The following is a 19,291-nucleotide window of genomic DNA, read 5'->3' as shown; positions in this document are numbered from 1 at the left end:
AGGCATGCACACTCCCATCTGCGACGAGCTCGGCATCGAGTTCCCGATCTTCGCCTTTACGCACTGCCGCGATGTCGTCGTCGCCGTGAGCAAAGCCGGCGGTTTCGGGGTGCTCGGTGCGGTCGGCTTCACCCCGGAGCAGCTCGAGATCGAACTCAAGTGGATCGACGAGAACATCGGCGACCACCCCTACGGGGTCGACATCGTGATCCCGAACAAATACGAAGGCATGGATTCGCACCTGTCGGCGGAGGAGCTGGCCGACACCCTGCGCAAGATGGTGCCCCAGGAGCACCTTGACTTCGGAAAGAAGATCCTGGCCGATCACGGCGTGCCGATCGAGGACAGCGACGGCGACAGCCTGCAGCTTCTCGGTTGGACTGAGGCGACGGCCACGCCCCAGGTCGAGGTTGCGCTCAAGCACCCCAAAGTGAAGATGATCGCCAACGCGCTCGGCACCCCGCCGGCCGACATGATCAAGCACATCCACGACGCCGGACTGAAGGTGGCCGCGCTGTGCGGCTCGCCGTCGCAGGCCCGCAAGCACGCCGACGCGGGTGTCGACATCATCATCGCCCAGGGCGGCGAGGCCGGCGGACACTGCGGCGAGGTGGGCTCGATCGTGCTGTGGCCGCAGGTCGTCAAGGAGGTCGCCCCGGTTCCGGTGCTGGCCGCGGGTGGCATCGGCAGTGGCGAGCAGATCGCGGCGGCGTTGGCGCTCGGCGCGCAGGGTGCGTGGACCGGATCGCAATGGCTGATGGTCGAGGAATCCTCGAACACCCCGGTGCAGCAGCAGGCCTACGTCAAGGCCGGCAGCCGCGACACCGTCCGTAGCCGCTCATTCACCGGCAAGCCGGCCCGCATGCTGCGCAACGACTGGACCGAGGCATGGGAGGCGCCGGACAACCCGAAGCCGCTCGGTATGCCGTTGCAGTACATGGTGTCCGGCATGGCCGTACGGGCCACCAACCGCTACCCCAACGAGTCGGTCGACGTCGCGTTCAACCCGGTCGGTCAAGTCGTCGGCCAGTTCACCAAGGTGGAGAAAACAGCGACGGTCATCGAGCGCTGGGTGCAGGAGTACCTGGAGGCCACCAACCGTCTCGACGAACTCAACGCCGCCGCTGGCGCCTGAGCGCCGGCAGCGCGTTACTCGTCGTCGACGCGCGGACCGGTGAACACCTCTTTGGTTCGGCCGACGGCGTAAGTCGCGATATCCAGCGAATTGTGGACGATATCGCCGGTGCCGCCGGCGATATCGCCGCGGATGATGTCGCCGGCGTTGTCGACGATGTCGGAAACCCGCTCGACGGCGTTGGTGGTGATGTCCCTTGCGGCGGTCAGCGCGTCTTTCGGGTTAAAGGCCATCGATATCTCCTGTGCTCTGGATCGGCGTTATGGGTTCGGGTTATCGCTGGTGATACTTGTGTCTGACGGGAATCCTCCGCTTTGGAGCGGGAAGCCGCCGTTGGTCAGCTGGCCGATCTGCCAACCATGTTCGGTGCACATCATCGGATACCCATCGGGTGACTGGGCCGCCGACCCCCGCGGGTTAGCGCACGGCGCGCCGACCTCTTGGACTCCGTGCAACGGGTAGGAAATCACCCAATATCCGGTCTGGGCGGCCGGAAACTGGTGGGTGATGAAGTGGCACGCCTCGACTTGGCCATTGGGGCCGCGGCCGAAGATGAAGCGCTCATAGTTGTCGCAGGGCGCACCCATCGATGCGTCGTAGCTCATGCCCGGCACGTCGCCGTCGTAGTGTGGCGGGTCGGCGGCGGCGGTCGGAGCCATGCTGATCGCGGTACCGCTGATAACAGCAGCGAGGAACAGTTGACGATTCATGATCCACCTCGGGTCCCGGTTTGGACCAAATCATAACGACACAACCTCGGGCCACAAGGCCGATTGCCCCCGCCGATGGCGAGAACACGTTGCAATTTGAGACCGGCAATCCGGCGAGAAGACGTTCCATCTCCGCGGTTGCGATGCTTTACTGAGCCAGACGCGCTCGTATCAGGTTGTATCAGGTCGTATTCAAGGAGTGCATGGTGCCTTCTCTTCACAAGCACACTCCGAATCTGCCACCCGGGTTCGATTTCACCGATCCAGACATTTACGCCGAGCGGTTGCCGGTCGACGAGTTAGCCGAAATGCGCCGCGTCGCACCGATTTGGTGGAACGAGCAGCCGCTGGGCAAGGGCGGCTTCGACGACGGCGGCTTCTGGGTCGTCACCAAGCACAAGGATGTCAAAGAGATCTCGCTGCGCAGCGACGTGTTCTCCAGCCTGAAGAAGACCGCGTTGCCGCGGTATAAGGACGGCACGGTCGGCGAGCAGGTCGAACGCGGCAAGTTCGTGTTGCTCAACATGGACGCGCCTCAGCACACCCGGCTGCGAAAGATCATCTCGCGGGCCTTCACGCCGCGAGCGGTGGAACGCCTGCGCGAAGACCTCAACGAGCGTGCGCAACGCATCGTCGAGGCGGCGGCCGCACAGGGCTCCGGCGACTTCGTCGAACAGGTCTCCTGTGAACTGCCGCTGCAGGCCATCGCCGGGCTGATGGGCGTGCCGCAGGAAGACCGCAAGAAGCTGTTCCACTGGTCGAATCAGATGGTGGGCGACCAGGATCCGGAGTTCGCCTCCAACGACGCCATCACCGCGTCGGTGGAATTGATCATGTACGGCATGCAGATGGCCGCCGAAAAGGCGAAGAATCCCGGGCAGGACCTGGTCACCACGCTGATCCAGGCCGACGTCGACGGCCACAAACTCTCCGAGGACGAGTTCGGGTTTTTCGTCATCCTGCTGGCAGTCGCCGGTAACGAAACCACCAGAAACTCCATCACCCAGGGCATGATGGCCTTCGCCGACCATCCGGATCAGTGGGAGCTGTTCAAGCGGGAACGCCCGGTGACCGCTGCCGACGAGATCGTCCGGTGGGCCACTCCCGTCACGTCGTTCCAGCGCACCGCGCTGGAGGACTACGAACTGTCCGGTGTGCAGATCAAAAAGGATCAGCGGGTGGTGATGTTCTATCGCTCCGCCAATTTCGACGAGGACGTGTTCGATGACCCGTTCACCTTCGACATCCTGCGTAACCCCAACCCGCACGTCGGATTCGGCGGCACCGGCGCCCACTACTGCATCGGTGCCAACCTGGCCCGGATGACGATCGACCTGATGTTCAATGCGATCGCCGACCAGATGCCCGATCTGGAATCCGCGGGCATACCCGAGCGGCTGCGGTCGGGCTGGCTCAACGGCATCAAGCACTGGCAAGTCGACTATCACAGCAATGCCGCCGCGAAATGCCCTGTCGCGCACTGATTCTGGTATATATAACGCATGGCGACACATCGCGCAGTCCACGTGAATACCGTTGGCGGTCCTCTGGAGTTAGTCGACGCCGAGACCATTCCGCCGGGCCGCGGCGAAGTACGCATTGCGGTGTCGGCGTGCGGCGTGTGCGGCACCGATCGGGCGTTCGTCAACGGCGGCTTTCCCGACATGTCGTGGCCGCTGACGCCGGGCCATGAAATAGCCGGAACCATCAGCGAACTCGGCGACGGAGTCGTCGGGTTCGCCGTGGGTGATCGCGTCGCAGTCGGCTGGTTCGGCGGAAACTGCAACCACTGCGTCCCTTGCCGGCAAGGCATCTTCATTCATTGCGAGAACGGCAAGGTGCCCAGCTGGCATTATCCCGGTGGCTACGCGGAGACGGTGACGGTGCCGGCGAGTGCGTTGGCCCGGATACCGGCCGAGCTTTCCTTCGCCGAAGCCGCCCCGATGGGGTGTGCCGGCGTCACCACCTACAACGCGCTTCGGCACACCAAGGCCCTGCCCGGCGATCGCGTTGCCGTTCTCGGCGTCGGCGGCCTCGGACATCTGGGCGTTCAGTTCTGTCGAGCGATGGGTTTCGAGACCATTGCGGTTGCGCGGGGCACCGACAAGGCCGAGGATGCTCGCAAACTGGGCGCGCATCACTACATCGACTCCACCAAAAACGACGTCGCCGAAGCTCTCCGCGCGCTCGGCGGCGTCTCGGTAGTCCTTGCCACAGCAGGAAACTCACAGGCCATGGCCGACACAGTGGGCGGCTTACTCCCTCGCGGTGAACTGATCACGATCGGCGTCACCGCCGAACCGTTGCCGATCAGCCCGGCCCAGCTGATCATGCCGGCCCTCAGCGTTACCGGCCACCCGTCGGGCACCGCGCGCGACGTCGAGGAAACCATGGCCTTTGCGGTGCTGTCCGGCGTGCGGGCATGGATCGAGGAACGACCGCTTGCCGAAGCCGCTGACGCGTACGCCGCCATGGAGCAGGGCCGGCCGCGTTACCGCATGGTGCTCACCACCTGACCGCACCCGGCCGATACGGTGAGGTGTGACCGCCGAAACGTGGACCCTGACCGCCGCCGACGGAGAATTGCTGGTCCACACCGGAGTCACCGGCCGGGCGGCGAAAATGGGTCATCGTCTCACTATCGCGATGCGGCACTGGCAGGCCACCGTCAGCTGGACCGACAGCGAACCGGTAGCGGCGGAAATCGTGGTCGACGTGACATCGCTCGAGGTACTGCACGGCGAAGGAGGCGTCACACCGTTGTCCGGGCCGGAGAAGACGCTGGTGCGCTCGAATGCGTTGAAGTCGTTGCACGCCGAGCGATTTCCCGACATCCGCTTCACCGCCGAGGCAATCGAGAAAAGCGACGCCGGCTACCGGTTGCGCGGAGAACTGCAGATCCACGGCAAGACGCGCGAGCAGGTAATCGACCTGTGCACAGCCGATCTCGGCGATTCGTGGCGAATGACCAGTAATACCACCGTTCGCCAATCAGATTTCGGCGTCAAGCCGTACTCACTGCTGATGGGTTCGTTGAAAGTCGCCGACGAGGTGACCGTGTCGTTCACCGCGCAGCACGCCAAGAAGAAGCCCAACGAATAGGAGCCGCCATGCGGATTGGAGTGGTGTTCCCCCAGACCGAGATCGGCGCGGACGCCGGTGCGGTCCGCGCCTATGCCGAGCATGTCGAAGGACTCGGATTTGCCCATCTGCTTGCCTACGACCACGTGGTGGGCGCCGACCCGAAAATCCATCAGGGCTGGAACGGGCCTTACGACCTGCACAGCACCTTCCATGAACCGTTGGTGACCTTCGGCTACCTCGCGGCGGTCACTACCACGCTCGAGCTGGTGACCGGCATCGTGATCCTGCCGCAGCGGCAGACCGTGCTGGTGGCCAAACAGGCCGCGGAGGTCGACCTGCTCAGCGGTGGCCGGTTGCGGCTCGGCGTCGGCCTGGGCTGGAACGCGGTGGAATACGAGGCGCTGGGCCAGGACTTCTCCACCCGCGGCAAACGCTCCGAGGAGCAGGTGGAGTTGATGCGCAGACTGTGGACCGAAGAGACCGTCACCTATCGCGGCACCTATCACCGGGTCACCGGAGCCGGGTTGGCGCCGCTGCCGATACAACGGCCGATCCCGGTGTGGTTCGGCGCATCCTCGGCCCGCGCCTGCCGGCGCGCCGGACGCCTCGCCGACGGTTGGTTCCCGATGGTCGGGCCCGGGCCAAAACTCGACCAGGCTTTGCAGGCGGTACGCGACGCGGCGATCGAGGCCGGCCGTGACCCGGCCGCAATCGCGATGGAGGGCCGCGTCTCCTGGAATGACGATCCCGACGAATTCGTTGCCGCACTGCGCAGTTGGGCCGACGTCGGCGCCTCACACGTGTCCATCAATACGATGGGCGCCGGGCTGGCATCGGTGGACGACCACTTGGCCGCGCTGACGACTGCGGCGCAAGCTGCCAAAGCAGTGGCGCCCTAGCCCTTTACGGAGACGGGATCGGTGCCGGCGCGGGCTCGTCCGGCGGAGCATCGTCGTGGTGGCCGTGCAGGCGCTCGAGCACCCTGGTCAGAAGCGGATGTGGATTCGGTTCGGGAGGCGGCGGAGGAGGCAGCGGCTCCGGTGGCGGTGGCGGAGCCGCGGCTGCGACGGGCAGGTCGGTTGACGGCTCTGCGGTGAAGCCGTTTTGGGGTTCGACGGGTGCCGCGACAACGACGGGTTCTTCCGGCGGCGCGGGCTCGGGCGCTGCGTGCACCGGCGGCGCCTCGACCCTCGCGGGCGGTGGCGCAGGTGCTTGCGCGACGGGGGCCGGTGCTGCCTTGTGTACGGCTTGCCGGACCGGTTCGGTTGGCCGGTCGGGAAGCAGGCGGGGGCCGATCGCCAGCGACACCGACGCCACGAACGTCGCCGCGCCGGCGACCAGCATGGTCAACGCCCCGGCGTAGGCCGGCGGGCGTGACCGCACCGGCCGCGGGGTGGGTGTGTCGATCGGCTCGGGGATCGGCGAGTCGGCGAATTGCGTGGCGTCAGCCGCTGCCAGCGCGGCACCCCGGGCCAGGGCCGGCGCCACCCCGCTTTGGGTGAACACCGGTACCGGCAGCGCCTCGTCGAGTTGCCAAGACAGTGCATCGACGACGTGATCGGCGCCGACGACGATCACGCCGTCGGGCTGCCAGGTGCTCCGCTCGAACATCGTGGTCAGCCACCGGGCCAGCCGGTCCGCACCGCCGTCGAGGTGTTTGACGGCGGTCTGCGCTCGGCCGTCGCCGGCGTCGACCATCACCACGGTGGTCGACTCGCCGTCCACCAGGCACACCGCGGCCTTCTGATAGCCGACGACGGGTGCGATGCCCTGCGCCAGCATCTCGGCGGCCTGCACCGACCGGATCGGTACCACATTGTCGAAACCGGCGTCGGTCAACGCCTCCAGCAGCACCGCGGCCTCGGCCGAGGCGTCGTCGCTCCATGTCACGCCGAGCACGTGCAGCCGGCGGTCCCATTCGGTCGCTGCCGACACCACTTCCGACACCGCGGCACTCACCCGCTCCGCGAGGTCGGCCGCCCGCGTCCCGCCGCCGGTATGCACGTCGAAACCGTCGTGGTCCAGGATGGTGCCGTCAGCGTCCCGACCGTCGACAAGTACCCAGCCGACGGCGGTCGACGTCAGCGACAGCCCTAGTACCGTCTCCAAATCCGCACCTCAATCATGCCGCTTACCCGTGGCCCCAAGCCGAGATGACGCCGTCGCGCGCACCCAAAAGTCGCCATGCTGTGGTGCGGTGGTTCGCAGCGCCGAACGGACCGGGGGCGGTGGCTGTTCGTCGGCGTACCTCGGGTGAGCCTACGCGGCCGCCGGCACGGCCGCCGGGTGGGTATCGACGCCGTGGTGTGGTCTGCGATGGATTTGGGTAGCCACGGGTGTCGATGCGGTCGCGATCACCGGCGCCGAGCAGGTGGTAGTGGCCGATACAAATTTGAGACACGTTTGCGCTCTCATCGACATATGGACTACCAGGAGGTAAGTTCTGCCACGGGCGCACGACGGCTTACGACAAGGGGCACAGGTATGACAGACGTGAGCAAACGGATGCGCGGCTGGGTGCGGCGATTGACGATCGCCGCGATCGGGGCCGCCGCACTGCCAGGCCTGGTCGGCCTTGCGGGTGGAGCCGCGACCGCGGGAGCGTTCTCCCGGCCCGGTCTGCCGGTCGAGTACCTGCAGGTGCCGTCGGCCGCGATGGGACGCGACATCAAGGTCCAGTTCCAAAGCGGCGGCGCCAACTCCCCGGCGGTCTATCTGCTCGACGGCTTGCGTGCCCAAGACGACTACAACGGCTGGGACATCAACACTCCAGCCTTTGAGTGGTACTACCAGTCCGGCTTGTCGGTCGTGATGCCCGTCGGTGGGCAGTCCAGCTTCTACACCGACTGGTACAACCCGGCGTGTGGCAAGGCGGGCTGCTCGACCTACAAATGGGAGACCTTCCTGACCAGCGAGCTGCCCGGCTACCTGGCTTCCAACCAGTCGGTCAAGTCGACCGGCAGCGCTGCGGTGGGGATCTCCATGGCGGGTGCATCGGCGATGAACCTGGCGATCTACCACCCTGGCCAGTTCATCTACGCCGGTTCGCTGTCCGGCTACCTCAGCCCCTCCACCGGTCAAAGCTGGATCGGCTTGGCGATGGGCGATGCCGGCGGCTACAAGAAGGAAGACATGTGGGGGCCGGACAACGACCCGGCATGGGTACGCAACGACCCCACGGTCAACGTCGGCCAACTCGTCGCCAACAACACTCGGCTCTGGGTGTACTGCGGCAACGGGACGCCCAACGAACTGGGCGGCGCCAACCTGCCGGCCACGTTCCTCGAGAGCAATTTCATGATCGGCGGCAACAAGAAGTTCGAAGAGGCTTACAACGCCGCAGGTGGCCACAACGCCGTGTTCAACTTCCCGGCCTACGGCACCCACAGCTGGGAGTACTGGGGTGCTCAGCTGCAGGCAATGAAGCCCGATCTGCAGAGCAGCTTGGGCGCCGCCTAGTCCCGCAGCAAGCGACAGCCGGCTTTAACGGATCTGGTCGGTGACGTCGATCCACGCCGTGGTGTCGTTGCGGTGGTCGGTCATGTTGCGGCATTGGCCGTAGAGCCGCGCGATTCCCAGGCTCGGGTTGTCGTCGTCGCGATACAGGATCGCGGTGACGCCGTCTTGGTGAAGCGTCTTGCCGAACAAGTAGCGGTTGGAGGCCAACCCTTCCTGCCATCCGCGAGCCACCATCGCCGTCGCGATCTTGTCGAAGTACGTGTCGGTTCGCACATCGCCGGGCACGGTGAAGTTCAGGTATACCGCGCCTTGGTACGGCGGGCTCTCGCGGTCCTTACAGGACATCAGCAGGTAGCCGGCGGTCGCCTCCCGTAGTCCGGCGATTGCAACCAGATGTTTTGCCTGCTGCACGACTTCGGCCTTGGATTGCTCATCGGTGCTCGGATGGACGGGGTGTCCGAGGATCTCATCGGTCGACGAATGCAGTTTGTCGATGGCCAGAAATGCGCCGCCCAGCACCAGCGACACCGACAAGGCGGCCCCAGCCAGCACCCGAACGGCCGGCGAGCGAAGCCCGTTGCCGCCGTCGATGCCCACGCATCAGGCTAACTCGGGTCCATAGTGCCAGCCTGGCTAGCCGCCGAGTGCGGCGATGAGCTCCTTGATCCGGGCGGCCTCGTCGTCGGTCGGCGTCTCGTCGGCCTCGATGGCGTCGAGAAGGTCTGCCCGCAGGCCGGCGCCGTTGGCGGTTTCCTGCGCGGAGAGTTTGGCACGTCGGCGGGTGACGTACAGTTGCTGACCCAATGTCGCGCCGGGTGATTCGGCGGCCATTTCCATCAGCTCGTCGTATTGGGTTCGGACCCCGCTGAGCGCCACGATGACCGACGGTGTCGCCCTGCCCCGAGATGCCGCTTCGGTCAGCGCCGTTTGCAACTTGCGCAGCCCGGCGAGTATCACCGTGGCACGCCCGGAGAACTCCGGATCGCTGGCGTCCGGCAGGGCTTCGATCGATGCGGTGAACATCTGCATTGCCGCTTCGACCAGGCTGACAATGACAGGCGCCTCACCATCATCCAGCGCGGCCTCAGACTTGAACCGATTCATGTTATGCGGGACCTCACTGATCTCCGTGTCGATGATGATCACTCCGCGTTGATCGTGGCGGAGGACGTCGAAACGCTAGCGCGTCTGCTGCGGCGATACAAGGGTCACGGCGCCAGAGATATTGGCGCCGTATCGCCAACGGCGGCATAACAATCCATTCTGCGCGATCCCTATAGCACCATTTGTCGATTTCGGCTCTTGTGCAGGTGCCTTATAGCGGCCAGAGTAAATACATGACCGACCAGAAATTGATCGAGCACTGGATCCAGGGCTGTGCGGTACAGCGGATCACGTTCCGCGACGGTCTCGTGTTGAACTTCGACGATGACAATGAACTCGTCATCTCGGCGCCGATACGCCTGACCCTGCCGGCCACGGCCAGCGCACCCGCCGAAGTGGTTTCCATCGATCCGATCGATCCGGCGCTGCAAGAGCGGCCGTTGTTTGATTTCTCCGGGTCGACATGCACCGAAGTGATTTGGGACGACAGCGGAGATTTGCACCTGGAATTTTCCGACGGACATCAGATCGACGTACCGCCCCACGACGACGTGACGGCGTGGGAGTTGTACGGCAAATATCACGGGTACGCCGCATGCCTGGCTCACGGCCACGTGCGCGTGGTACGCCACGACATGCCGGAAAACGGCGATACGAACTAGCGTCGCCCAATAACACCGTGGCCTGTCCGGCCGATGAATGTCCCTCTTCCCTACACCGTCCGCGCGTGGACATGCTTGGATCAGCGACATGCAAGGGTCGGCGACAGTACATATGGCAGCACCGGCGGAGAAGATCTGGGATCTGATTGCGGACATCCGTAACACCGGTCGGTTCTCCCCCGAGACATTTGAAGCGGAGTGGCTCGATGGCGCCTCCGGGCCCGCGCTGGGCGCGCGGTTTCGCGGTCACGTCAAACGCAACGAAATCGGCCCGGTTTACTGGACCACGTGTCAGGTCACCTCCTGCGAGCCCGGCCGGGAATTCGGCTTCGACGTGCTCATTGGAGATAGAGCGGTGAACAATTGGCACTATCGGCTGACCCCCGCGGCCGACGGCACTGACGTGACGGAGTCATTTCGGCTCGCCTCGTCGCCGCTGACCAGTCTGTATTACTGGGTGTTCGGCGGATTTCTGCGGCAACGCCGCAATATTCGCGACATGACGAAGACCCTGCACCGCATCAAAGAGGTAGCCGAAGCATGAAATCCATCTTCATCACCGGCGCCGGCAGTGGAATGGGCCGCGAGGGCGCAAAGCTCTTCCACGCAAACGGCTGGCGGGTAGCCGCAGTCGATCGCAATGGCGACGGCCTTGCCGAGCTGGCCGAAGAGCTCGCCAGCCAGCGGTTGTGGACACGCACGGTCGACGTGACCGACAAGCCTGCTCTGGACGCCGCCCTGGCCGACTTCTGCGGGGAGCACGACGGGCTGGACATGATGTGGAACAACGCCGGGATTGGCGAATCCGGCTGGTTCGAGGACGTCCCCTACGAGGCCGCGATGCGCGTGGTGGATGTCAACTTCAAAGCGGTGCTCACCGGCGCCTACGGCGCACTGCCCTATCTCAAGAAGGCGCCGGGCAGCCTGATGTTCTCCACCTCGTCATCGGCCGGCACCTACGGAATGCCCCGCCTGGCGGTCTATTCGGCGACCAAGCATGCCATCAAAGGGCTCACAGAAGCGTTGAGTGTGGAATGGCGGCGCCATGACGTGCGGGTGGCGGACGTGCTGCCGGGCATGATCGACACCGCAATCCTCACCAACACACCCGAACACTCTCAAAGCGGCACGTCGACCCGCACGGCCGAAGACATCAGGGCCGCTGCCCCGAAGCGGGGCATGATGCGGTTGATGCCGGCCAGCAGCGTGGCCGAGGCGGCGTGGCAGGCCTACCATCACCCGACCCGACTGCACTGGTATGTGCCCAAGAGCATCCGGTTGGTCGACCGGATCAAAGGGATCAGTCCAGAAATGGTGCGCGACCGCATCGTCAAGTCGTTGCCGGCGCTCCTGCCCGACGAGGGGCTGGGTTGAAGCAACACCTGCATTGGCTTGCCTTGCACGGATACGTCCGGGGCCTCGCATCGCTGGGCGCTCGGCGCGGTGACCCGCAGGGCCGGCTGGTCGCAGACCCCGCAGTCAAGGCGGACCCAGTGCCCTTCTACGACGAGTTGCGGCCGCAGGGGCCGATGGTGCGCTGCCGCCTCGGGTATCTGGCCATCGGCCATGCGGCGGCCCACGAAGTGCTGCGGTCCGACGACTTCCGCGTGGTATCGCTCGGCGGGAACCTGCCCCGGCCGGTGCAATGGCTGGAGAGCCGGGTCCGCGACGATCTCCTCCACCCGTTGCGACCGCCCTCGTTGCTGGCGGTCGAACCGCCGGAGCACACCCGCTACCGCAAGACGGTGTCGTCGGTGTTCACGCCCAAGGCGGTGGCGGCGTTGCGGGACCGCGTCGAGCAGACGGCGACGGGATTATTGGACCGCCTTGCCGAGCAGCCGGGCGTCGTCGACATCGTCGACGGGTACTGCTCGCAGCTTCCGGTGGCGATCATCAGCGACATCCTTGGCGTACCCGAGCGAGACCGCGGCCGTGTCCTGGAGTTCGGCGAACTCGCTGCGCCCAGTTTGGACATCGGTGTGTCATGGCGGCAATACTGCCGCGTGCAACACGGCATCGCGGGTTTCAACCTCTGGCTCGGCGAGCACCTGCGTCAGTTGCGACGCGAACCCGGCGACGACTTGCTTAGCCAGTTGATCGTGGCCTCCGAAAACGGTTCGCCCGGCGAGCGCTTGGATGAAACGGAGCTGCAAGCACTTGCCGGGCTGGTGTTGGCGGCAGGCTTCGAAACCACAGTGAACTTGTTGGGCAACGGAATCCGGATGCTGCTGGACGCCCCCGAGCAACTGCGCACGCTCAGGGCGCAACCGCAACTGTGGTCCAACGCCGTCGAGGAGATCCTGCGGCTGGACTCGCCGGTTCAGCTCACGGTACGGGTGGCGTTGCGCGACACCGAAATAGCGGGCACGTCCGTCAAGCGCGACGACATGGTGCTGATCTATCTCGGCGCCGCCAACCGCGACCCCGCCGTGTTCGCCGACCCGAACCGCTTCGACATCCACCGTGCCAACGCCGGCAGACATGTGGCGTTCTCCGGCGGTCGGCACTTTTGCCTGGGCGCGGCGTTGGCCCGTACGGAAGGGGAGGTGGGCCTGCGGGCCTTCTTCGACCGCTTCCCCGAGGTGCGGTCGGCCGGTGCGGGCAGTCGCCGGGACACCCGGGTGCTGCGCGGGTGGTCGAAGCTGCCGGTGACCTTGGGTCCATCGCGGACGATGGCCGCCCGCTGAAATTCGCTACCGTTCGGCGGCGCCGGGCGGCCTGCGGCCGAAATACCCTTCCAAGGTCGTGGTGCAGACCAGCTGTCCGCCGCGGTTGAACATGGCGCCGCTGGCCAGCGCCCGGCCGCCGATACCACTGGGTGAATGCTGGTCGTAGAGCAGCCAATCCGACAGGTCGGGAGGCTGGTGAAACCACACTGCGTGATCGATCAACGCAGAGATTCCCGGTCCCAGCGGTGTCGTGCGCCGGGCGATCATTGCCGGTTCGAGTAGTGTCCGGCCCGAGACATACACCACCAGGCACGTTGCGAGCAGTGGCTCGGTAGGTGGGATTCCGTTGGGGCGCCACCAGATTCGCGTTCGCGTCGACGGGGCGTCGGCGAGGTCGAACGCAAGTCTGGCCGGGGCGTCCACGTAGCGCAGCTCGACGGGCTGCTGCCGGACCCACCAGCCGTCGAACTCGTCGGCGTAGGCGTTGAGCTGATCTGCCAGCGGTGCAAGCGTTTCGGGGTCGGGCGCATCCGGTTGCGGCTGTTGATAGACGTGGTTGTCGACGGGAACGCTGAACGAAGCGGTGCCCTCCAGCAGTACTGCGCCGAATTGCCGCGCAGTGACTCGGCGGGCGGAGAAGGTGCCCCCGTCGTGCAGTGTCGTCACCTCGAACTCCACCGGGTGTCGGGCGTCGCCGCGTCGCAGGAAGTACACGTGCATGCTGTGCGGGGCACGAGCGGACACGGTTTGGCTGGCCGCCATCAGCGCCTGTGCAGCAATGTGGCCGCCGACGATGTGATCGCCGATTTCTTCGAGCTGGGTTCCGACGAACAAGCATTCATTGACCTGCTTGAGGTCGAGCGTGTCGAGCACCTGGGCCAGCGTCAGGGTCGACATCGACGGCATGGTCACGTCAGCGTGTCTGGGTCGGCCAGCGGGATCAGGATGTGCGATGGGGTGGGGCCGCCTTGGTGCACCTGGTAGCTGCCGCCCGCCAACGCTTTTCGTGCGGGCTTGGTGGGAACCAGGTTCGGAAAGTCATAGGTGGTCAACGTGAGGCGCAATTGATGGTCGGGGGCGATCAGTGCCGCAGTGGGAAAGATCTCGACGTCATAGCGGGTCACCTCGCCGGGAACCACGGGCTGACTGGCGGCGCGGGTGCTGAAATGGTGCGGTCGCAGCACCGTGCCATCGGGCAGATACCAGGTGCGCTCCGGGTCGAGCGCGCGATGCGAGCCGAGCAACGCACCCTGCGTTAGTGGCCGGCTGGCGCCGTCGGGCGCGACGTCGTCGAGGTGGGCCACCCACAGCGTCTCGGTAGTGTTGGCCGCCGCGTGCAGGGTGAGCGTGATCGGTCCGACGACCAGCGCGGGCGATGTGAACGGCTCGGTCGTGTAGGTCAGTGCTCCGCGCTGTAGCCGCCGATTGTCGAGGTCGTAGCGGATCCGCGCGCCGCGCTGGGTGGCCATGAAGCTGTTCATGCCCAAGCTCCATTGCTCCATGCTCCGACCGGCCATCGGCCCCCGCGACTTGTAGTTGAGGGTGACCGCGCATTCCTCCTGGCCGGCTTCGCGGGTCAGGTGGCCGTCCGGCGACAAGTAGAACCGGGTGGGTTCCGCCTCGGCGACGGGATAGTCGCGGGCGTGGAACCACTGTGAGCTTCCGATGGCTTGAAAGGTGAACGGTGACCCCGAAACCGCTGCGGCGCGTTCGTCTTTGAGCCAATGGTCGAACCAGCGTAGCTGCAGGGCATTGAGATGCAGTCCGCCGAAGTTCGACACGTGATACCAGGGGCCCATCATCAGCTGGAACCGCTCGGACAGCGGTTGATCCGGTTCCATCGGCGCGCCGTTGGGTCGCCCGGCGAAGGCATTCTGCAGCCCGGCGTAGTTGAGCGGCTCCCCTCGCTGGAACGCGTCGTGCCACCCGCCGACCAGGAAGACCGCCACCCCGTTGGCGGCGATGTCGGCAAGAACGTCACCGGGGCGCAGCGTGTCCCAGAATGGTTCGTCGTAAGCCACGTCACCGCCGCTCATGGCATCGGCGACGAGCGGCCCGAAGTAGCGGCGCTGGTCGCGCCCACGCTGTCGTACGGCAGTGAGCCCGCCGGCCCGCGGGCGCGGATGCCCACCGCGAGCGAGCAGCTCCAGCGTCGGATTGACGACGTTGAGCAGCGAGTAGATCGCCCCGTACGCCCGGATGGTCCGCAAATGCGGCACCCCGCCCATCGCCGCTGCATCGCGATAGAAGTCGTGTGCCGCCATCACCGGGAAAATCGCCTTCAGCGGCGAATCCGGCCCGACGGCAGCGGCGGTGAACAGCTGGTTGATCGCCAGGTAGGAGATGCCGAACATCCCGACGCGACCGTTGGAGTTGGGCAGCGTCGCCGCCCAGTCGACCAGATCCACCCCGTCCTGTCTCTGTTCGGCGGCGAGCATCTCGAAGGAACCGCCCGATGCCCCGGTTCCGCGAACGTCGACCATCACCTCGATGTAACCGCGCTTGATCAGGTAGGGCGTTGCGCCACCGCCGATCTGGGCGGCCGGCGGCGGCGCCTTCTTGCCGTAGGGCGTGACCGACAGCAGCACCGGGAAGGGCCCGGCCGCGGGTTGCCCGGTCTCCGGGTCCACGGGGTAATGAATGTCGGCGCGCAGCACGACGCCGTCGCTCATCGGAACCTCGACGTTGTGGCGCACCCCGACCTTGTAGACGGCGGGCCCCGGTTCCCAGGTCGAGTACGGCGACGGGCTGGTGTCGCGGGCGCGGACCGCGACCGCTCGGCCGGCCGCGGCTGTCACCCCGACGGCCGCCAGCGCTAACCCGGCGCGACGCGCCACCCGCAGTCCTGTCCTTCTGGCCATGACTTCCCTCCCGCATCGTCGACTGCTCAGACTCTAGGCAATCGGTGTGCGGCCCCGTCGCCGGGCGTCGGCCACGCTGGACACCTGTCTAACAACGCCGTTATATTCACCGCTGTGACGTATGACGCAATCATCCGCAACGGGCGCTGGTTCGACGGCACCGGCGGTCCGTCGGCGATCAGGAACATCGGTATCCGCGACGGGCGCGTCAGCGCTGTCACCGCAGCAGATCTCGATCCCGCCGGGTGCCCGCAGGTGATTGACGCCACCGGTAAATGGGTGCTGCCCGGTCTGCTCGACATCCACACCCATTACGACGTCGAGGTGCTCGACGGGCCCTCGCTGGCCGAATCGCTTCGGCACGGCGTCACGACGGTGTTCGTCGGCTCCTGCTCGCTGTCGACCATCCACGTCGACGGGGTGAATGCCGGCGACCTGTTCGGCCGCGTGGAGGCCATTCCGCGCGAGCATGTCATCGCAGCCGTCGACAAGCACAAGACGTGGCGCAGCTGCGAAGAGTATGTGTCTGCGCTGGAGTCGCGGCCGCTGGGGCCCAATGTGGCCGCGTTCCTCGGGCACTCCGATATGCGTGCCGCCACAATGGGTCTCGACCGCGCTACCCGTAAGGGCGTGCGGCCCACTAAGGCTCAGCTGGCGCGCATGGAGCAGATGCTGACGGAGGCGCTGGCGGCCGGTTTTGTCGGGATGTCGTCGCAGCAACTGCTGTTCGACAAACTCGACGGCGACACGTGCCGCTCCCGCACCTTGCCGTCCACCTACGCCAAGCCACGGGAACTACGCCGGCTGAAGTCGTTGCTGCGCCGCAGCGGCCGGGTCTTTCAATCCGGGCCCGATATCACCAACCCGCTCAATCTCGGCTCGCAGGTCGCTCAGTCGCTGGGCCTGTTCCGCAAGCCGCTCAAGACCAGTCTGCTCTCTGCCGCCGACGTCAAGGCCAACCCGTTCGCGATCCATGTCCTGGGCCCGCTGGCGCGGCTGGTGAACCGGTTCGGGGCCGATTTCCGCTGGCAGCATCTGCCGGTTCCGTTCGAGGTGTACGCGGACGGCATCGACCTGGTGGTCTTCGAGGAATTCGGCGCCGGCGCAGCGGCTTTGCATCTCCGCGACGAGTTGGAGCGCAACGCGTTGATGCGTGACGAAACCTATCGCCGCCGCTTCCGCAAAGACTACGAGAGCAAGTTCGCGGTGCGGGTATGGCAGCGCGACTTCTTCGATGCCGAGATTGTCGGGTGTCCGGACGCCTCGGTGGTCGGAAAGTCGTTCGGGCAAGTCGGTCTCGAGCGCGGCGGGCTGCATCCCGTCGACGCATTCCTGGATCTGGTGCTCGAATACGGCACCGCGCTGCGGTGGCGGACCACGATCTCCAACCATCGGCCTGCGGTGCTGAAAAAGCTGGCTCGTGAACCCGGCGTGCAGATGGGCTTTTCCGATGCCGGTGCGCACCTGCGCAATATGGCCTTCTACAACTCTGGGCTTCGCCTGTTGCGCCATGTCCACGACGCCGAGAAGGCCGGCCGGCCGTTCACCACGATCGAGCATGCCGTGCACCGGCTCACCGGGGAACTCGCCGACTGGTTCCACCTCGATGCCGGTCATCTGCGCGAGGGTGACCGTGCCGATCTGGTCGTGGTGGATCCCGAGCACCTCGGCGCGTCGCTCGACGAGTACGCCGAGGACGTCGTCGACCAGTTCGGCCAGATGTCGCGGATGGTCAATCGCAACGACGACACGGTCAACGCCGTCTTTGTGGGCGGGCGGGCGGTATTCCTCGACGGTGCGCCGACCGAGGTGCTCGGCGTGCAGCGCACCGGCCGCTTCCTGCGTGCCCAGACCGCCGCTTCTGCTGTGAAAGGTGAACTGGCCCATGTCGGTTGACGAGGCAGTACTGAAGCTGTGGCAGGCGCTGTCACAGCGGGACTGGGATTGCATCAAGACGTTTCTGTCGGACGACTGCATCTATGTCGACATGCCGGTGGGGCCGACGGCGGCCGCGCGCGGTCCCGACGACATCGTCAAGCGTCTCAAGGTCGGCCTGGAGGCGCTGGCGCACTACGAGAATCACGACGGTGTGCTGGTGTCTAACGGCGCCGACGTGATGTACGAACACTCCGAGACGTGGCGCTGGCACAGCGGCGAGACGGCACTGCTCAAGTTCGTCAGCGTGCATCAGGTCCACGACGGCAAAGTCACGCTGTGGAAGGACTATTGGGACATGGGCTCGATGGTCAGCCAGGCGCCGGCCACCTGGATGGAGGACCTGGCCGGGACCGACACGTCGTGGATCTTCGACGCGACGGGCCTGATCTAGGACTCGACGAGTCCTTTGAGCCGTTTCAGGGTTGCGGCCAGGGTGCGGCCGACCTGGCGTACGGCGACGCGATCGGCGATGTAGCCCAGGATTCCGCCGGGCACCTGGTAGGACAGCCGAAACGTCGCCTTCGTCCGGCCCTCCCCCGCGTCGCGCAGCCGGATCCGGCCACGCTGGTTGACGCCGCCGGTGATGCTGACCCACGCCAAGTCCCGGGCCTCGTCGAACTCAACCACCTCGACCAGCCCACCGACGGGCACCGAGCCGATCTTCCAGTGCACGGTGTAGCGGGCCCCGATACCCGCGGGCTGCTCGTTCGCGTTTTCCCAGCGCTCCAGACTGGTCATAAACGACGGGTAGCAGTCCGGATCGCTGACGAATTTCCACACCGCGCCGCGGTCGGCGTCGATCACACATCGGCGTTCGACGCGCATCAGCCGATCACCGGGAATCGACGCTCGGCGGCCAGTCGGTCGACGCCGCCCTGCAAACTGGCCATCACCTTGTCGTGCACCGCCTGGTCGTCGCCGTCGACGTCGATGGGCTCCTGCACCTCGACCGTGATCTTTGCCGGCAGCGGAAGATGGCCGGCGAGATCGCTGATATTCAGCCCCCACGGCAGTGCGAGCGATATCGGGATGCTCTTGAGCCGCAGCAACTTATCCGCCATCAACAGCTTGGCCAGCCACTGCCCGCGGTTGAGGAACAACGCGGTCTCCTGGCCGCCGACACTGGCGACGGGAACGATCGGCACACCGGCCTCGCGGGCCAGCCGCACATAGCCCATGCGACCACCGAAGTCGACGGTGTGCCGCTCCCAGGACGGCCGGAACACTTCGTAGTCGCCGCCGGGATACACCAGCAGCGCCGCACCGGATTCCAGTGCCAACCGGGCATTTTCGTGGTTAGCGGCGACGGTGCCGAACTTGCGCAGCCAGCCCAGCGGCGGTGCGGAGACGACGAGGTTGTGCGCCAGCTGGTAAAACGGCCGCTCGACCCCGAAGTAGGAGCAGAATGCCAGCGTGAACACGAACGTGTCGGGTGGCACGTTGCCGCCGCTGTGATTGCCGACCAGCAGCACCGGCCCCTCGGCGGGAATCCGATCCAGGCCGCGCACGTCGGCGCGGAAGTACAGCGACGCCAGCAGCCACGTGCCTGGCAGCTGGTCGCGGATGTAGTCGGGATCGCGCTGGTCGAGGTCGGCCTTGGGCACCCGCGACGCCACTTGCGTGCGGGCCCACTCCAGCACATCACCGAGGCCGGCCACGTCGGGTCTAT

General features: G+C 65.9%; 20 protein-coding genes and 1 pseudogene. 12 read left to right on the top strand and 9 right to left on the bottom strand.

Annotation, left to right across the window (positions count from 1 at the left end):
* The first annotated feature begins 4 nt into the window (after window positions 1-4).
* Window positions 5-1,135, top strand: a complete 1,131-nt coding sequence (locus A5707_RS19310) for a nitronate monooxygenase (RefSeq protein WP_065016049.1) — start codon at window positions 5-7, stop codon at window positions 1,133-1,135.
* Window positions 1,136-1,149: 14 nt separating this feature from the next.
* Here A5707_RS19310 and A5707_RS19305 read toward each other — a convergent pair whose 3' ends face one another.
* Together A5707_RS19305 and A5707_RS19300 are read right to left on the bottom strand one after the other, a co-directional pair.
* Window positions 1,150-1,368, bottom strand: coding sequence for a hypothetical protein (locus tag A5707_RS19305; RefSeq protein WP_065016048.1), 219 nt, complete (start codon window positions 1,366-1,368; stop codon window positions 1,150-1,152).
* A gap of 27 nt (window positions 1,369-1,395) precedes the next feature.
* Entirely contained in the window at window positions 1,396-1,845 is a 450-nt protein-coding gene (locus A5707_RS19300) for a hypothetical protein (RefSeq protein WP_065016047.1), read from the bottom strand.
* 206 nt (window positions 1,846-2,051) lie between these two features.
* Here A5707_RS19300 and A5707_RS19295 point away from each other — a divergent pair, with 206 nt between their 5' ends.
* The 4 genes from A5707_RS19295 to A5707_RS19280 are packed head-to-tail and all read left to right on the top strand — an operon-like array spanning window position 2,052 to window position 5,828.
* Window positions 2,052-3,329: a cytochrome P450 gene (locus tag A5707_RS19295; RefSeq protein ID WP_232000769.1), complete on the top strand. Its 1,278-nt coding sequence runs from the start codon at window positions 2,052-2,054 to the stop codon at window positions 3,327-3,329.
* Between the two features lie 18 nt (window positions 3,330-3,347).
* Entirely contained in the window at window positions 3,348-4,361 is a 1,014-nt protein-coding gene (locus A5707_RS19290; RefSeq protein WP_065016046.1) for an alcohol dehydrogenase catalytic domain-containing protein, read from the top strand.
* Window positions 4,362-4,386: 25 nt separating this feature from the next.
* Window positions 4,387-4,947: a YceI family protein gene (locus A5707_RS19285; protein ID WP_065016045.1), complete on the top strand. Its 561-nt coding sequence runs from the start codon at window positions 4,387-4,389 to the stop codon at window positions 4,945-4,947.
* An 8-nt stretch (window positions 4,948-4,955) separates the two neighbouring features.
* Window positions 4,956-5,828, top strand: a complete 873-nt coding sequence (locus tag A5707_RS19280) for an LLM class F420-dependent oxidoreductase (RefSeq protein ID WP_065016044.1) — start codon at window positions 4,956-4,958, stop codon at window positions 5,826-5,828.
* 4 nt (window positions 5,829-5,832) lie between these two features.
* On the opposite strand, the gene A5707_RS19275 is transcribed toward A5707_RS19280, so the two are convergent.
* Entirely contained in the window at window positions 5,833-7,038 is a 1,206-nt protein-coding gene (locus tag A5707_RS19275) for a DUF7159 family protein (RefSeq protein ID WP_065016043.1), read from the bottom strand.
* A gap of 375 nt (window positions 7,039-7,413) precedes the next feature.
* On the opposite strand from A5707_RS19275, the gene A5707_RS19270 reads away from it, so the two are divergent.
* Window positions 7,414-8,388 carry an esterase family protein gene (locus tag A5707_RS19270; RefSeq protein WP_065016042.1) on the top strand — a complete coding sequence of 325 codons (975 nt, stop codon included), beginning with the start codon at window positions 7,414-7,416 and terminating at the stop codon, window positions 8,386-8,388.
* Between the two features lie 24 nt (window positions 8,389-8,412).
* Here A5707_RS19270 and A5707_RS19265 read toward each other — a convergent pair whose 3' ends face one another.
* Window positions 8,413-8,985, bottom strand: a complete 573-nt coding sequence (locus A5707_RS19265; RefSeq protein WP_197495377.1) for a hypothetical protein — start codon at window positions 8,983-8,985, stop codon at window positions 8,413-8,415.
* 36 nt (window positions 8,986-9,021) lie between these two features.
* Window positions 9,022-9,411 carry a hypothetical protein gene (locus A5707_RS19260; protein ID WP_065016070.1) on the bottom strand — a complete coding sequence of 130 codons (390 nt, stop codon included), beginning with the start codon at window positions 9,409-9,411 and terminating at the stop codon, window positions 9,022-9,024.
* Window positions 9,412-9,725: 314 nt separating this feature from the next.
* Between A5707_RS19260 and A5707_RS19255 the strand changes: the two genes are divergently transcribed.
* The 4 genes and pseudogenes from A5707_RS19255 (at window position 9,726) to A5707_RS19240 (ending at window position 12,841) form a co-directional block, all read left to right on the top strand.
* Window positions 9,726-10,154 carry a DUF6188 family protein gene (locus tag A5707_RS19255; protein ID WP_065016041.1) on the top strand — a complete coding sequence of 143 codons (429 nt, stop codon included), beginning with the start codon at window positions 9,726-9,728 and terminating at the stop codon, window positions 10,152-10,154.
* A 33-nt stretch (window positions 10,155-10,187) separates the two neighbouring features.
* Window positions 10,188-10,698: pseudogene (locus tag A5707_RS19250) on the top strand (SRPBCC family protein).
* Complete coding sequence (locus A5707_RS19245) at window positions 10,695-11,528, top strand: SDR family oxidoreductase (protein WP_065016039.1); 834 nt, start codon at window positions 10,695-10,697, stop codon at window positions 11,526-11,528. The pseudogene A5707_RS19250 and the gene A5707_RS19245 overlap by 4 nt, the downstream one beginning before the upstream one ends.
* Window positions 11,525-12,841: a cytochrome P450 gene (locus A5707_RS19240; protein WP_065016038.1), complete on the top strand. Its 1,317-nt coding sequence runs from the start codon at window positions 11,525-11,527 to the stop codon at window positions 12,839-12,841. The genes A5707_RS19245 and A5707_RS19240 overlap by 4 nt, the downstream gene beginning before the upstream one ends.
* Window positions 12,842-12,847: 6 nt before the next feature.
* Here the strand turns inward: A5707_RS19240 and A5707_RS19235 are convergent, their stop codons facing one another.
* Together A5707_RS19235 and A5707_RS19230 are read right to left on the bottom strand one after the other, a co-directional pair.
* The gene (locus A5707_RS19235) at window positions 12,848-13,720 is read right to left on the bottom strand and encodes an acyl-CoA thioesterase (protein ID WP_065016069.1); all 873 of its coding nucleotides are present in this window, start codon (window positions 13,718-13,720) and stop codon (window positions 12,848-12,850) included.
* A gap of 11 nt (window positions 13,721-13,731) precedes the next feature.
* Window positions 13,732-15,495, bottom strand: a complete 1,764-nt coding sequence (locus A5707_RS19230) for a CocE/NonD family hydrolase (RefSeq protein ID WP_065016068.1) — start codon at window positions 15,493-15,495, stop codon at window positions 13,732-13,734.
* Between the two features lie 303 nt (window positions 15,496-15,798).
* Between A5707_RS19230 and A5707_RS19225 the strand changes: the two genes are divergently transcribed.
* Together A5707_RS19225 and A5707_RS19220 are read left to right on the top strand one after the other, a co-directional pair.
* Window positions 15,799-17,580, top strand: coding sequence for an N-acyl-D-amino-acid deacylase family protein (locus A5707_RS19225; protein ID WP_082969561.1), 1,782 nt, complete (start codon window positions 15,799-15,801; stop codon window positions 17,578-17,580).
* Window positions 17,570-18,013, top strand: a complete 444-nt coding sequence (locus tag A5707_RS19220) for a nuclear transport factor 2 family protein (protein ID WP_065016036.1) — start codon at window positions 17,570-17,572, stop codon at window positions 18,011-18,013. Before A5707_RS19225 ends, A5707_RS19220 begins: the two co-directional genes overlap by 11 nt.
* On the opposite strand, the gene A5707_RS19215 is transcribed toward A5707_RS19220, so the two are convergent.
* Entirely contained in the window at window positions 18,010-18,447 is a 438-nt protein-coding gene (locus A5707_RS19215) for an SRPBCC family protein (protein WP_065016035.1), read from the bottom strand. The two genes, A5707_RS19220 and A5707_RS19215, sit on opposite strands and share 4 nt — an antisense overlap.
* Window positions 18,447-19,280, bottom strand: coding sequence for a lysophospholipid acyltransferase family protein (locus A5707_RS19210; RefSeq protein WP_065016034.1), 834 nt, complete (start codon window positions 19,278-19,280; stop codon window positions 18,447-18,449). Before A5707_RS19210 ends, A5707_RS19215 begins: the two co-directional genes overlap by 1 nt.
* Between the last annotated feature and the right edge of the window lie 11 nt (window positions 19,281-19,291).

This window comes from Mycobacterium kyorinense (genome assembly GCF_001672775.1).
Classification (GTDB): domain Bacteria; phylum Actinomycetota; class Actinomycetes; order Mycobacteriales; family Mycobacteriaceae; genus Mycobacterium; species Mycobacterium kyorinense_A.
The sequence above is the reverse complement of the archived record's forward strand: the minus strand, read 5'-3'. Positions and strand labels throughout refer to the sequence as shown.

Excerpts from the sequence above, each read along its gene's own strand:
- A5707_RS19310 (WP_065016049.1), top strand. The coding sequence starts at position 5 with ATGCACACTCCCATCTGCGACGAGCTCGGCATCGAGTTCCCGATCTTC.
- A5707_RS19305 (WP_065016048.1), bottom strand. The coding sequence starts at position 1,368 with ATGGCCTTTAACCCGAAAGACGCGCTGACCGCCGCAAGGGACATCACC.
- A5707_RS19300 (WP_065016047.1), bottom strand. The coding sequence starts at position 1,845 with ATGAATCGTCAACTGTTCCTCGCTGCTGTTATCAGCGGTACCGCGATC.
- A5707_RS19290 (WP_065016046.1), top strand. The coding sequence starts at position 3,348 with ATGGCGACACATCGCGCAGTCCACGTGAATACCGTTGGCGGTCCTCTG.
- A5707_RS19280 (WP_065016044.1), top strand. The coding sequence starts at position 4,956 with ATGCGGATTGGAGTGGTGTTCCCCCAGACCGAGATCGGCGCGGACGCC.
- A5707_RS19270 (WP_065016042.1), top strand. The coding sequence starts at position 7,414 with ATGACAGACGTGAGCAAACGGATGCGCGGCTGGGTGCGGCGATTGACG.
- A5707_RS19260 (WP_065016070.1), bottom strand. The coding sequence starts at position 9,411 with ATGTTCACCGCATCGATCGAAGCCCTGCCGGACGCCAGCGATCCGGAG.
- A5707_RS19255 (WP_065016041.1), top strand. The coding sequence starts at position 9,726 with ATGACCGACCAGAAATTGATCGAGCACTGGATCCAGGGCTGTGCGGTA.
- A5707_RS19245 (WP_065016039.1), top strand. The coding sequence starts at position 10,695 with ATGAAATCCATCTTCATCACCGGCGCCGGCAGTGGAATGGGCCGCGAG.
- A5707_RS19235 (WP_065016069.1), bottom strand. The coding sequence starts at position 13,720 with ATGTCGACCCTGACGCTGGCCCAGGTGCTCGACACGCTCGACCTCAAG.
- A5707_RS19230 (WP_065016068.1), bottom strand. The coding sequence starts at position 15,495 with ATGAGCGACGGCGTCGTGCTGCGCGCCGACATTCATTACCCCGTGGAC.
- A5707_RS19220 (WP_065016036.1), top strand. The coding sequence starts at position 17,570 with ATGTCGGTTGACGAGGCAGTACTGAAGCTGTGGCAGGCGCTGTCACAG.
- A5707_RS19215 (WP_065016035.1), bottom strand. The coding sequence starts at position 18,447 with ATGCGCGTCGAACGCCGATGTGTGATCGACGCCGACCGCGGCGCGGTG.